At 56.4% G+C, this 13527-nt stretch carries 12 protein-coding genes; 11 read left to right on the top strand and 1 reads right to left on the bottom strand.

Going from position 1 to position 13527, the window contains the following annotated elements; genetic code table 11:
* Nucleotides 1-248 precede the first annotated feature (248 nt).
* Genes ACL2XP_RS26865 through ACL2XP_RS26845 form a run of 5 tightly spaced genes read left to right on the top strand, consistent with a single transcriptional unit; the run spans nucleotide 249 to nucleotide 5334 of the window.
* Nucleotides 249-1325 carry a sugar ABC transporter substrate-binding protein gene (locus ACL2XP_RS26865; RefSeq protein WP_413736467.1) on the top strand — a complete coding sequence of 359 codons (1077 nt, stop codon included), beginning with the start codon at nucleotides 249-251 and terminating at the stop codon, nucleotides 1323-1325.
* On the top strand, nucleotides 1310-2878 hold the full coding sequence (locus ACL2XP_RS26860) for a sugar ABC transporter ATP-binding protein (RefSeq protein ID WP_413736466.1): 1569 nt from the start codon (nucleotides 1310-1312) through the stop codon (nucleotides 2876-2878). Before ACL2XP_RS26865 ends, ACL2XP_RS26860 begins: the two co-directional genes overlap by 16 nt.
* A gap of 18 nt (nucleotides 2879-2896) precedes the next feature.
* On the top strand, nucleotides 2897-3907 hold the full coding sequence (locus tag ACL2XP_RS26855) for an ABC transporter permease (protein ID WP_413736465.1): 1011 nt from the start codon (nucleotides 2897-2899) through the stop codon (nucleotides 3905-3907).
* Between the two features lie 36 nt (nucleotides 3908-3943).
* Complete coding sequence (locus ACL2XP_RS26850; RefSeq protein WP_413736464.1) at nucleotides 3944-4861, top strand: allantoinase PuuE; 918 nt, start codon at nucleotides 3944-3946, stop codon at nucleotides 4859-4861.
* Nucleotides 4861-5334, top strand: a complete 474-nt coding sequence (locus tag ACL2XP_RS26845; protein ID WP_413736463.1) for an ureidoglycolate lyase — start codon at nucleotides 4861-4863, stop codon at nucleotides 5332-5334. The genes ACL2XP_RS26850 and ACL2XP_RS26845 overlap by 1 nt, the downstream gene beginning before the upstream one ends.
* On the opposite strand, the gene ACL2XP_RS26840 is transcribed toward ACL2XP_RS26845, so the two are convergent.
* Nucleotides 5318-5743, bottom strand: a complete 426-nt coding sequence (locus ACL2XP_RS26840) for a VOC family protein (protein ID WP_413736462.1) — start codon at nucleotides 5741-5743, stop codon at nucleotides 5318-5320. The two genes, ACL2XP_RS26845 and ACL2XP_RS26840, sit on opposite strands and share 17 nt — an antisense overlap.
* A 168-nt stretch (nucleotides 5744-5911) precedes the next feature.
* Here ACL2XP_RS26840 and ACL2XP_RS26835 point away from each other — a divergent pair, with 168 nt between their 5' ends.
* From ACL2XP_RS26835 to recG, 6 genes are all read left to right on the top strand, one after another.
* Nucleotides 5912-6406: a DUF523 domain-containing protein gene (locus ACL2XP_RS26835; RefSeq protein WP_413736461.1), complete on the top strand. Its 495-nt coding sequence runs from the start codon at nucleotides 5912-5914 to the stop codon at nucleotides 6404-6406.
* 731 nt (nucleotides 6407-7137) lie between these two features.
* A complete protein-coding gene (locus ACL2XP_RS26830) occupies nucleotides 7138-7563 on the top strand; it encodes a MarR family winged helix-turn-helix transcriptional regulator (RefSeq protein WP_413736460.1) in 426 nt (141 codons plus the stop codon).
* 567 nt (nucleotides 7564-8130) lie between these two features.
* Nucleotides 8131-8754, top strand: coding sequence for a guanylate kinase (gmk, locus tag ACL2XP_RS26825; protein WP_413736459.1), 624 nt, complete (start codon nucleotides 8131-8133; stop codon nucleotides 8752-8754).
* Between the two features lie 55 nt (nucleotides 8755-8809).
* Nucleotides 8810-9085: a DNA-directed RNA polymerase subunit omega gene (rpoZ, locus tag ACL2XP_RS26820; RefSeq protein WP_323479615.1), complete on the top strand. Its 276-nt coding sequence runs from the start codon at nucleotides 8810-8812 to the stop codon at nucleotides 9083-9085.
* A gap of 18 nt (nucleotides 9086-9103) precedes the next feature.
* Nucleotides 9104-11224, top strand: coding sequence for a bifunctional GTP diphosphokinase/guanosine-3',5'-bis pyrophosphate 3'-pyrophosphohydrolase (spoT, locus tag ACL2XP_RS26815; RefSeq protein WP_413736458.1), 2121 nt, complete (start codon nucleotides 9104-9106; stop codon nucleotides 11222-11224).
* Nucleotides 11225-11338: 114 nt separating this feature from the next.
* Nucleotides 11339-13420, top strand: coding sequence for an ATP-dependent DNA helicase RecG (recG, locus tag ACL2XP_RS26810; RefSeq protein ID WP_413739305.1), 2082 nt, complete (start codon nucleotides 11339-11341; stop codon nucleotides 13418-13420).
* The last annotated feature ends 107 nt before the right edge of the window (nucleotides 13421-13527 follow it).

Genomic DNA, 13527 nt, shown 5'->3' with positions numbered 1-13527 from the left:
TCCCCGCCCTGCGTCCCCGCCGGGGTGAAACAGTTTATTTTACAAACAATTAACTTATTGATGGCCACATAACTCGTCTCATCATCTGGAGATGGCGTATTTTTTGCTTGCAGGAAAACATTGCCTGCAATATTGCGTGCAATTTATCGCCACGGCCACACCTCCGCCCTGGGTCAGGGCGTTGAACCCCATGAGAGCAAGAGGACGTTATGAATCGTAAAGTTGTAAAGATAATAATGACCCTATTCATGAGCAACCTGACAATGCTGGCCGCGCAATCAGCCGCCAGGGCGGACGATCTCGCTTATTTCGAAGCACAGCTCAAGCCTTATCAGGCCAAACCGGCGTTTGTCGCCCCCGGTCCCGCCTTTGATGCCAAAAGCTGCATGCGCGGCAAAACCATTATGAGTCTGCCGCAGTCCAGCGCCAATCCCTTCACCGCCACCATTGAAAAAGCGATGCAGGGCGTGGCCGACAAAGTCGGCTTCAAATTCACCACCTGGGAAAACCAGGGGCAGAGTTCCCAGTGGGTACAGGGGATGAATACCGCCCTGAACCAGAAGGTTGATATTATCGACCTGCTCGCCGGGGCCGACCCCCGGGTATTGACCCCGCAAATCAAGGCGGCGCAGGCGGCCGGCATCAAGGTTATCGCCTCCCATTACAACGGCCTGGAACAATCCGACTCCATGCGCAAGTACACCGATTACAATGTGCCTATCGATTATTTTAAAGCCGGGGCGCTGCTGGTGGACGGCGCGGTGGTCAGCACCGGGGGCAAGCTGAACGCGCTGGTGCTTATCTCCAGCGGCCCGCTATCCACCGACTCGATGGTGGCGGGCATTAAAGATGAGCTGAAACACTGCGCCGACTGCCGGGTCAAAATGCTGGATTATATCGGCACCGATTGGGCCACCCGCATTACTCCAGGGGTACAGGCCGCACTGCTGGCGGACCCTGCGATCAATTACATTATCGTCATCTATGACAGCATGGTGCAATTTGTCCTGCCCGCGGTCACCATCACCGGCGCGCAAAACCGGGTAAAAATCAACGCCTTTAACGGCACTCCGTTTGTGCTGGGCATGGTGCAGCGCAATCAGGTGGAAATGGATATTGGCGAAAACCTCGACTGGATAGCCCATTCCATTATGGATTCGGAAATGCGGATTGCCTGCGGCCTGCCGCCGGTAGCGGACCCCAAAATCCCGTTTTATCTGTTCACCAAAGATAACGCCAAGGATGCCGGCACGCCGCCGCAGCTATCCAAAGGCTACGGTGATGCCTATCTGGCCGGCTTCCACCAACTGTGGCAGTTGCCCTGATGGCCATTAATCCCGCGCCGTCCGGCGCTCCCGGCCGGCCGCCGGCCCTGCTTTTGTCGGGTATAACCAAAACCTTTGGCGGCCAGCGCGCCCTGGATAATGTCTCGTTTGAGATTGCCCGCGGCGAGGTGCACGGCCTGCTGGGGCAAAATGGCTGCGGCAAATCAACGCTGATAAAAATACTGGCGGGGTTTCACGCCCCCGATCCGGGCGGCCGCCTGGCGATTTGCGGTACGGACGTGCCCCTGCCCCTGGCGGCCGGCGCTTTTCGCCATCACCGTATCAGTTTTGTCCATCAGCAGTTGGCGCTAATCCCGGCGTTGACCGTGCTGGAAAATTTGCTTATCGGGCGGCTGGCGCAGGGCGCATCTTTGGCCATCAATTGGCGGCGGGAACGCCGCGCCGCCGAAAAATGCTTTGAATCCTACGGCATTTCGCTCGATCCCGACGCTATCCTGGCCGATTTGTCGCCGGTGCAGCGCGCGCTGCTGGCCATTGCCCGCGCGGCCGAAGAGATGCGCCACGGGAGCGGCGCAGGCAACGGCCTGCTGGTGCTGGACGAACCGACGCCGTTTTTACCCCGCCAGGACGTGGCCAAGCTGTTCGATGTGATTCGCTCCGTGGTGGCCGGCGGGGCCAGCGTAATGTTCGTCTCCCATGACGTGGACGAGGTGCTTGAAATTACGCAGCGGATCACCGTACTGCGCGACGGCAAGGTGGCGGCCAGAATCGACACCGGCGGTTCGACCAAACAGGGGATTATCGAAGCCATCATTGGCCGCAGCCTGGCGCTGGCCGACCGCCCCCCGCTACCCACGTCGGCGGTGGGCGGACATCTGGACGTGGCCGGCCTGGCGGGCGGCATGCTGACCGATTTCAGTCTTTCCGCCAGCGGCGGGGAAGTCATTGGGCTGACCGGTCTTATCGGGTCCGGATATGACGACGTTCCTTATCTGTTGTACGGCGCGCGCCCGGCGAGCGGTACGGTGCGCCTGGGCCAGCAGAGAATGGATCTGTCTCGCCTTACCCCGCGCCAGGCCATCCGGCAAGGCGTCGTACTGATCCCGGGCGACCGTTTGAACAGCGGCGCCATCGGCTCGCTGCCGGTGGTGGATAACGTCACCATGCCGGTATTACGCCGCAGCTTCCGGCGCGGCAAGCTGGATCGCGGCGGCATGCTCCGCCTGGCAGGCGAGCTTGGCCGCCATTTTGATGTGCGGCCGTCGGACCCGTCCTTACCGATGTCGGCCCTGAGCGGCGGCAACCAGCAAAAAGTCCTGCTGGCAAAATGGCTGCAACAGTCACCCAAGCTGGTACTACTCGACGAGCCCACCCAGGGCATCGACGTCGGCGCCCGCCAGACGGTATTTCGCCATATCGGCGACGCCGCCGCCTCGGGGGCGACGGTGCTGTGCGCCAGCTCCGACTATGAGCAGTTGGCGATGATCTGCGATCGCGTGCTGATTTTCTCCCAGGGCAAGGTTATTGCGACGCTAAGCGGCGCCGGACTGACCAAAGAGCATATCGCCGAGCGCTGCCTGCAAGGCAGTTGAGGATAATGAGGTTCGAGCATGTCAGATAAAACGGTTAATGAACTATCGTCCGCCCGGCGGACCGCCCGGGGCGCTAAAAAATGGATTCAGCGCGCCGAACAATTCGGCCTGATCGTCGTGTGGATCGCGATGATGGCTTTTTTTGGCTATCTGCGGCCCGATACCTTCCTGACCTGGGCCAATTTTTCCACCATCCTGGGATCGCAGGCGGTGCTGGTGGTGATCACCCTGGGGTTACTGATTCCACTGACGGCCAATGATTTCGACCTGTCGATCGCCTATACCATGACGCTGTCATCGGTACTGATTGCGGTGATGAATGTCAATCATGATATCGGTATTGGCTGGGCCATTGCCGCCGCGCTGGTATTGGGCATCGTCATAGGAGCGATTAACGGCTTGCTGATGACGGTGTTTCGCATTCATTCACTGATTGTCACACTGGGGGTGGGCACCTTTGTGCACGGCATTACGCTGTGGCTAAGCGATTCGATGACCATCAGCGGCGTCTCGAACCTGCTTATTGATGCCGTCATTGTCCAGCGCCTGTTCGGCATTCCCCTTGAGTTCTACTACGCCATCGGCGTCGCCTTGATCCTGTGGTACATCCTGGAATATACGGCCTTCGGCCGCCGCATCCTGTTTGTGGGCAAAGGACGCGAGGTCGCGCGGCTGTCGGGCATCAACACCGATCGGGTGAGAGTGCTGTGCATGATGGCGTCGGGTTTATTGGGCGCCCTGGCCGGTGTGCTTTATACCGGCACGCAGGGCGCGGCCGACCCGGTCTCGGGCGTGTCTTATCAGCTACCGGCCTTTGCCGCCGCCTTTCTCGGCTCCACCTGTATCGTACCCGGGCGTTTTAACCCCTGGGGCACCACGGTGGCGGTTTATTTTCTGGTGACGGGTATCACCGGCTTGGTTTTCCTGGGTTTCAGCTCGTTTATCCAGGAAATGTTCTACGGCGGCGCGCTGGTGATCGCCGTGACGTTATCGCAGATGATTCGCGGTCGCCAGGAACAACAATTCTGAGCGCTATTTTGCTGCAATCCCTAATGGAGATATTCGATGGCGATTTCCCTGGAACGCGACATGGCCGGTTATGGCGAACATCCGCCCCATGCGGGCTGGCCGGACGGCGCGCGTATCGCGCTGAACTTTGTCCTTAATTATGAAGAGGGCTCCGAATACAGTATCGGCGACGGCGATGGCCAAAGCGACGCCGGGCTGGTGGAACTGCCGGCGTCGTCGGTAGCGCGGGGCGAGCGGGATTTGGCCGCGGAATCCATGTTTGAATACGGCAGCCGCGTGGGATTCTGGCGGTTGATGCGTATTTTTTCCGAGCGCCAACTGCCCATGACGGTGTTCGCCTGCGCCCTGGCGCTGGAAAGGAATCCCGCCGCCGCCGAGGCCATTAAACGCGCCGGCCATGATATATGCTGCCACGGCTGGCGCTGGATAGAGCACTACAAATTGTCCGAGGACGAAGAACGGCGGCATATTCAGCTGGCCATCGACAGTCTGCGCAAAACCATGGGGGAGCGGCCGTTCGGCTGGTACTGCCGTTACGGACCCAGCGTCAACACCCGCCGTTTATTGATGGAGGAAGGCGGCTTCGTGTATGACAGCGACAGCTATAACGATGAACTGCCCTACTACGTTACGCTTGCCGGGCGCCCGCAATTGGTGGTCCCTTACACCCTGACCAATAATGACCTGAAGTGGGGCACCGGTAACTTCGGCACCGGCGAGGATTTTTTTGTTTACCTGCGCGAAAGCTTCGACGTGCTATACGCGGAAGGACAAACGACTCCCAAAATGATGAACGTGGGCATGCATATGCGCCTGCTGGGGCATCCCGGCCGGGCCTCGGGCCTGATACGCTTTCTTGATTATGCGCGCGCCAAACCCGGCGTCTGGATCTGCAAGCGCAATGAAATAGCCGATCATTGGCTGCGACACCATCCTTTTCGGGAGCAAAAATAATGGCGACTATTGCCCTTGAGCCCATTACGGCCGAAGCCTTTGCCCCCTTCGGCCAGCTGTTATCCCTGGGCCACGACCAGCCGCGCCTGGAACTGATGAAGGAACTGCATAACGGGCGCGACGGCGCCAAACCCCGGCTTAGCGTAGTGGAAATTGGGCCCGCTGAATTTCCCCTGGTCGCCACCGAAATGGAGCGGCACCGGTTTTCATCCCAGACCTTTATTCCGTGCCATTGCGAGAGCTATATGGTGATGGTGGCCAAACACGGTGGCGACGATCTCCCCGATATAGCTACCCTGCGCGCTTTTCGGGTGCCCGCGCACCAGGGCATTAATTACCATGCCGATACCTGGCATTATCCCATCACGGCCTGCGGTCAACCCGCCCGGTTTGTCGTGCTGACCTTTATCGACGGGACGCAAACCGATGAGCAATTCGTCGCGCTCGGCGAAGCGATTACGATCGCGGAATAGGACCCGGGTCGCTCACGCCGTCGGCAAACACAAAGCACAGCTTATTGCCCTCCGGGTCGCGGCAATAAGCGCCGTAATAATCGCTGGCGTAAATATCGCGAATGCCGGGCTGGCCTTCATCGATGGCGCCGCGGGCCAGGGCGACCGACCAGGCGGAGGCCACTGCTTCCTGCGACGGCGCGGCAAAACCGACCTGGCAGCCGTTGCCCCAGGTCGCCGGTAGGTGGTTAATAGGGTAATTGACCACAAACTGCGGCCATCGTTGGCCAGGCCTGGCCCAAATCACCCCCGCGGGATCGGCGTCGCCGGGCGCCGTTTTCCTGACCAGGCCCAGTTCGGCGAGCACCGGATCATAAAACGCGACCAATAGCGGCAGGTCGCGTGCGCCAATCTGGATGTGGCTGTACATCGATTGTTTCCCCCCATAGCGATATATAAGTTTTCATTATAGATCTCTACCCGCCATCGCTGCCGATACGCGATGCGACAATAGATTTATCCCGGCTGGGCCAGATGATTGTTGCGCTTATCTTTTGCCGGTTTATCATGAATCCGCTTTTGCATCTGGGCGAACAACATGAATAAAATTTTAATCAGCGCCTGCCTGGCAGGTTTTAATGTCCGTTATAACGGATCAAGTAAAACGCTGCGCCATGAGGTTCTGGAGCTGTGGCGTAAAGAGGGACGTTTAGTCTTTTGCTGTCCGGAACTGGCGGCAGGTTTTAGCACGCCGCGCCCGCCGGCGGAAATTACCGTCGGCGCGTCAGGCAGCGCTATCGTCTGCGACGGGGCAAGGGTAATTGAAAACACCGGGCGGGATGTTACCGAAGACTATTTACTCGGCGCCCATCTGACGTTGCAAATGGCCCAGCGCCATCAATGTCGCGTTGCGCTACTCACCGACGGCAGCCCATCTTGCGGCAGCCAGACCATATACTCAGGGGCATTTAACGGCCAGGTGAAAAACGGCAATGGCGTAACGGCGCAATTATTGCGCGCTCATGGCATCGCCGTGTTTTCCCACCGGCAATTAGGGCAACTCATAACATATTTACGCGCGGCGCGAGAATAAACGGGGCGCATGGAAAGAGGTGAACGCCACCGCGGGTGGGAAACGTCATTTTTACGTTTTAACTCCATGATTTAAAATGAAAAAATTAAAAAACGCCTCTAAAAACAACACGACAATAAAAACATAACATCTTAAAAATCAACAATTTAAAAAAAATCTTATAGAAAAAAATATGGCTTTATCATTTTTTTGTGAGTATTTTATTGAAATTATTTTTTTTAGATTTTTATTAGTTTCCTATAGGAAGATGTAAGTAGTTCATTGTTGTTAATTAATCATTATTAAAAATAATCCTTACTTTTCAGTTAATTAAGAATTAATTTTCTTTGCGATCGAGGTAATAATAGCAGGCTATTAAGTTAATAAAAAAGTAATAAGATAAAATAAAGTATCACTGGGGTGATATTTCAATATTACATGCGTATTTTTCTATTAGTCATGTTTCAAAATAGAAAATATTCATATAAACTGCGCTGGTATTAAGTCATCAATATTGTATATAGTCCTTCTTACCGAAGAGCTGATTAATGATTCCATGACTCATTCACATCCAATATTGAGCGCTAATTTCTGTCGGCGGTAAAAAGAGTGTCGATAGTCAATATTATGAAGAATATGTGTTTCATCTAGCAAGAATCGAAGGGATAAATTAACCCCTGATTGAGCATAACAATTTTTTAACCTGCCATCGCGGCGATTAAATCGCCTTAAATACACAGAGAGAAATGAACATGGAAAAGATAATTGATATCTCAGTAACCGTGGAATCTTTATCACGCATCTACCACCGTTTGAGAAAAGAAGTGAATGGTCAATTGGTCAATGAAGGACTTTCATTGTCTAAAATGAAAATCCTGCAGCTGATAACCCATGGCAAAACCAGTGCGACCGATATCAAAAACTATATGGGGTTCTCTTCGCGCACGGTCGTCACCGTTTTGGATGCGCTGGAAAAAGACGAGATGCTGCAGCGCCAGCAAAGCCCGACCGACCGCCGCGTTAAACATGTTTATATCACCGAAAAAGGACGGGATAAGCTGGAAATCGCCCAGCGCACCCATCGGGCAATCCTTGAGCGTATACTGGCGCCGCTGTCAGAATCGCAATTGGAAAAATTCGGCGAGATATGCGGCACCCTTGAAGCTAATCAGCGGTAATAATTAATTTAACCGGTAGAGCCAATATGTCGGCGGGTTAGGTGACGACCTTACCTAAAAACATAAATAATATTATATATTCTTCTTCAGCAGTGGTTCATTTATTGATGAGGAAAACTATTGTGGGTGCCTAAACGGATATGCCATGCCGGGTAAATGCTTGTTGAAAAGATATCAACGGCGGCCCAAGGAAAAATTAAGCGTGGCTGTTCAATAATCAGGTTTGTATAGGCTGATATACGCATCAACTTATACAAACCCCCTTAGTTATATCGCCGGGCCGGCGGTTTAAATAGTACGGATTGCATTAGTTAAATTTTTTTATTAAATAGTGGAAAATAAACGCCCCCCATCAACCATTTACCAATATGCGGTTCGGGATATCCAGCCTTATCCGGCCAAAAAACCGCCCGGAGCGCGGATCGCTGTTCTTAGGTGATAAGTGAAGCTGCATCGGTGTTCAATGCCGTGTATAATGTCTTATGATGTCGCCTTCACGAGTCGATTTATCAGCTTTTTATTAGTCATCTACTACTCGTCATCAACTACGGCCGAAAAAATCCCACTATGGTTCATGGTACGCTCTACATTGTCTCAGCACCCAGCGGGGCGGGAAAATCAAGCCTGATCCAGGCGTTGCTTAAAACACAACCGCTTTACGACACCCAGGTTTCCATTTCCCATACCACCCGTCCAATCCGCCCTGGGGAAAAGCATGGGGAACACTATTTTTTTGTTTCCAAAGCTGAATTCGAGCGCATGATCAAAGAAGGCGCCTTTTTGGAATATGCCAATGTCTTCGGCAATTACTACGGTACGTCCCGCGAGACTATCGAACAGGTGCTTTCCACCGGCGTGGATGTCTTCCTGGATATAGACTGGCAGGGTGCGCAGCAAATTCGCGCCATGATGCCCCAGGCGCGCAGCATATTCGTACTGCCGCCTTCCAAGGAAGAGCTCGATCGCCGGCTGCGCGGGCGCGGCCAGGACAGCGAAGAGGTGATTGCCCGGCGCATGGCGCAGGCAGTGGCTGAAATGTCGCACTATGCCGAGTATGATTACCTGATCGTGAATGATGAATTCAATACGGCATTAATGGATTTAAAAACCATTATCCGTGCCGAACGCCTGCGTCTTGGCCGTCAAAAACTACGGCATGACGCTTTAATCACCAAACTGTTGGCGGACTGAAACAACTTTCAGTATGATGCCCAGTCATTTCCTCATTTTGCGGAGTAGCTCACATATGGCACGCGTAACTGTACAAGACGCCGTTGAAAAAATTGGTAACCGTTTTGACCTGGTGCTGGTCGCTGCCCGTCGCGCTCGCCAACTGCAAGTCGGCGGTAAAGATCCCCTGGTTGCGGAAGAAAACGATAAAGTCACCGTTATCTCCCTGCGCGAAATAGAAGAAGGCCTGATCACCAATCAGATCCTCGACTTACGGGATCGCCAGGAACAGCAGGAGCAGGAAGCCGCAGAGATCCAAGCGGTAACCGCGATTGCTGAAGGCCGTCGTTAAACTCGGACACCGGCTCACTTGTATCTGTTTGAAAGTCTGAATCTACTGATTCAACGTTACCTGCCCGAGGACCAGATAAAACTCCTCCGGCAGGCATATCTTGTCGCACGTGATGCCCACGAGGGACAGTCGCGCTCCAGCGGCGAGCCTTATATCACCCACCCCGTAGCCGTGGCCTGTATTCTGGCCGAGATGCGTCTCGACTATGAAACGCTGATGGCGGCGCTGCTGCATGACGTGATCGAGGATACCCCGGCGACTTACCAAGACATGGAACAGTTGTTCGGTAAAAGCGTGGCCGAACTGGTGGAAGGCGTTTCAAAGCTTGATAAGCTGAAATTCCGCGATAAGAAAGAAGCCCAGGCGGAAAATTTTCGCAAAATGATCATGGCGATGGTGCAGGATATTCGCGTGGTGCTGATCAAGCTGGCCGATCGCACCCACAACATGCGCACCCTCGGCTCGCTGCGTCCGGACAAGCGCCGGCGCATTGCCCGCGAAACCTTGGAAATCTACAGCCCCCTGGCCCACCGCCTGGGTATCCATCACCTTAAGACCGAACTTGAGGAACTGGGTTTTGAAGCGCTGTACCCCAATCGCTACCGGGTGATCAAAGAAGTGGTGAAAGCCGCGCGCGGCAACCGTAAAGAGATGATCCAGAAAATTCTGGCGGAAATCGAAGGACGGCTTACCGAAGCGGGTATTCCCTGTCGCGTCAGCGGCCGGGAAAAACATCTCTATTCCATTTATTGCAAAATGCACCTGAAAGAGCAGCGTTTCCATTCCATTATGGATATCTACGCCTTTCGGGTGATCGTTGGCGAAGTGGACACCTGTTACCGGGTGCTGGGGCAGATGCACAGCCTGTATAAACCCCGCCCCGGCCGGGTGAAGGATTATATCGCCATTCCCAAGGCCAATGGCTATCAGTCCGTACATACCTCGATGATCGGCCCGCACGGCGTGCCGGTGGAAGTGCAGATCCGCACCGAGGACATGGATCAAATGGCGGAGATGGGGGTGGCGGCGCACTGGGCTTATAAAGAGCAGGGTGAAACCGGCACCACGGCGCAGATCCGCGCCCAGCGCTGGATGCAAAGCCTGCTGGAACTACAGCAAAGCGCCGGCAGCTCGTTTGAGTTTATCGAAAGCGTAAAATCCGATCTGTTCCCCGATGAGATTTATGTATTTACCCCGGAAGGGCGCATCGTCGAATTGCCGGCGGGCGCCACCCCGGTGGATTTCGCCTATGCGGTGCATACCGATATCGGCCATGCCTGCGTCGGCGCCAGGGTGGACCGGCAGCCTTATCCGCTGTCGCAGGCGCTGACCAGCGGCCAGGCGGTGGAAATCATTACCGCCCCGGGCGCGCGGCCCAATGCCGCCTGGCTCAATTTTGTCGTCAGCTCCAAGGCGCGGGCCAAAATCCGCCAGATGCTGAAAAACCTCAAGCGCGACGACTCGGTGAACCTGGGCCGGCGATTGCTGAACCATGCGCTGGGCGGCAGCCGTAAATTGGCCGAAGTGCCGCCGGAAAATATGCAGCGCGAGCTGGAACGGATGAAACTGGCCAGCCTGGACGATCTGTTGGCTGAAATCGGCCTGGGCAATGCCATGAGCGTGGTGATCGCCCGCAATCTGCAAGGGGATCAATCCAATATGACCCCGCCGGAACCTGGCCCCGGTCCCGGCCCCAAAACCCTGCCAATCAAAGGCGCGGAGGGGGTGCTTATCACCTTCGCCAAGTGCTGCCGGCCGATTCCGGGCGATCCGATTATCGCCCACGTCAGCCCGGGCAAAGGGCTGGTGGTGCATCATGAATCTTGTCGCAACATCCGCGGCTACCAGAAAGAACCGGAAAAATTCATGGCTGTGGAGTGGGATCTGGATACCGAGCAGGAGTTTATCGCCGAGATCAAAGCGGACATGTTCAACCACCAGGGCGCACTGGCCAATCTTACCGCGGCCATCAACGCTGCCGACTCCAACATCCAAAGCCTGAACACCGAAGAGAAAGACGGGCGGGTCTATAGCGCGTTTATTCGCCTGACCACCCGCGATCGCGTCCATCTGGCCAATATCATGCGTAAAATCCGCGTGATGCCGGATGTCATCCGCGTCACCCGTAACCGCAATTAACGCCGGGAGCCCGACGGGTGGTGCCCCGAGGTAAAATACCGGTCGTCAGCCGGTAGGTCATGACCGCCGATTCGCCATAGTGGGCCACTTTATCCGCCACGGAGTGCTGAAATGATGGAAGGCCGTCTGCTGAACACCATACCGCTGAGCTCGCTTTCCGGGGTTGGTCCCGCTCAATCGGCCCGGCTGGCCCGCCTTGGCCTGGAAAATCTGCAGGACCTGCTGCTGCACCTGCCCTCCCGCTACGAAGACCGTACCCGGTTGTACGCCATTAATGATGTATTGCCCGGCATGTTTGTCACCGTGCAGGGGGAAATCATGAGCTGCGATATCGGCTTCGGCCGGCGGCGCATGTTGACCTGCCGGATGCGCGATGACAGCGGCATAATCACCCTGCGCTTTTTTAACTTCAACGCCGCCATGAAAAATAGCCTCGCCCCCGGACGCAGGGTTACGGCCTATGGCGAGATCCGCCGCGGCCAATTGGGCGCCGAAATCATCCATCCCGAGTATCACGTGCTGGGCGAACAAACGGACGTTGAGCTGGCGGCCTCGCTGACGCCGGTCTACCCCACCACGGAAGGCGTGCGCCAGGCGACCTTGCGCAACCTGACCGATCAGGCGCTGAAGCTGCTCGATAACTGCCCCATCAGCGAACTGCTGCCGCCGGAGCTGGCCCGCGGCCTGATCGCGCTGCCCGATGCCCTGCGCACCCTGCATCGGCCGCCGCCGGATATTTCCCTGGCCGATCTGGAATTGGGTAAACATCCGGCGCAGCGCCGGCTGATTCTGGAAGAACTGCTGGCTCATAACCTCAGTATGCTGGCGGTACGGGCCGGTGTGCGTAAAGATCTGGCGCTGGCGCTGACCGCCGATCATAGTCTTACGCAGCGGTTTTTGGCGTTGCTGCCCTTTGCGCCCACCGGCGCGCAGCGGCGGGTAACGGACGAAATCGAACGGGATTTGGCACAGCCGGTACCGATGATGCGTTTGGTGCAGGGCGACGTCGGATCGGGCAAAACGCTGGTGGCGGCGCTGGCGGCGCTGCGGGCCATCGCCCAGGGTAAGCAGGTGGCCTTGATGGCCCCCACCGAACTGCTGGCCGAGCAGCATGCGCAGACGTTTCGCCACTGGTTCGAGCCGCTGGGCATTGAAGTGGGCTGGCTGGCCGGTAAGCAAAAGGGCAAGGCGCGCATCGCCCAGCAGGAAGCGATTGCGGCGGGCAACGTGGGGATGGTGGTCGGCACCCATGCGATTTTTCAAGAACACGTGCTGTTTGCGGGGCTGGCGCTGGTGATTATCGATGAACAGCACCGGTTTGGCGTGCATCAGCGTCTGGCATTGTGGGAGAAAGGCCTGGCGCAGGGCTTTCATCCTCACCAGCTGATTATGACCGCCACGCCGATCCCGCGCACCCTGGCCATGACCGCTTATGCCGATCTGGATACATCGGTTATCGATGAATTGCCCCCGGGCCGTACGCCGGTGACCACGGTGGCCATCCCGGATACCCGCCGGGCGGATGTTATCCAGCGGGTACGGCAGGCCTGTTTGCAAGAGCAGCGCCAGGCTTATTGGGTCTGTACGCTGATTGACGAGTCCGATTTGCTGGAGGCCCAGGCGGCGCAGGCTACCTGGGAAGGGCTGGAGAGCGCGCTGCCGGATCTGCGCATCGGGCTGGTGCACGGCCGGATGAAGTCGCAGGAAAAACAGCAGATTATGCAGGCTTTCAAGACCGGCGAGGTGCAGTTGCTGGTGGCGACCACGGTGATTGAGGTGGGCGTGGATGTGCCCAATGCCAGCCTGATGATTATCGAGAACCCGGAGCGGCTGGGGCTGGCGCAGTTGCATCAGCTGCGCGGGCGCGTGGGCCGCGGGGCGGTGGCTTCGCACTGCGTGCTATTGTATAAATCGCCGTTAAGCAAGACCGCGCAGCGGCGGTTGCAGGTGCTGCGCGATACCAATGACGGGTTTGTGATTGCGCAGCAGGATTTGGAGATTCGCGGGCCGGGCGAGCTGCTGGGCACGCGCCAGACCGGTAATGCGGAGTTCAAGGTAGCGGATTTGCTGCGCGATCAGGGGATGATTCCGGAGGTGCAGCGGGTGGCGCGCCATATTCATGAACATTATCCTGACGCGGCCGCGGGGCTGATTGAACGCTGGATGCCGGAGCGGGTGCGCTATACCAATGCATAACGGCGCGATCTCCCTTTAACACGACTCGCTGTGGGTACCGTGTCGGCGGGAATCTGCGCCCGGATTGACTTATATCAACCGGCGGGGATGTCCGGCGAATGCAATCG

It is taken from the genome of Sodalis sp. RH21 (assembly GCF_047324175.1).
Classification (GTDB): domain Bacteria; phylum Pseudomonadota; class Gammaproteobacteria; order Enterobacterales; family Enterobacteriaceae; genus Acerihabitans.
The sequence above is the reverse complement of the archived record's forward strand: the minus strand, read 5'-3'. Positions and strand labels throughout refer to the sequence as shown.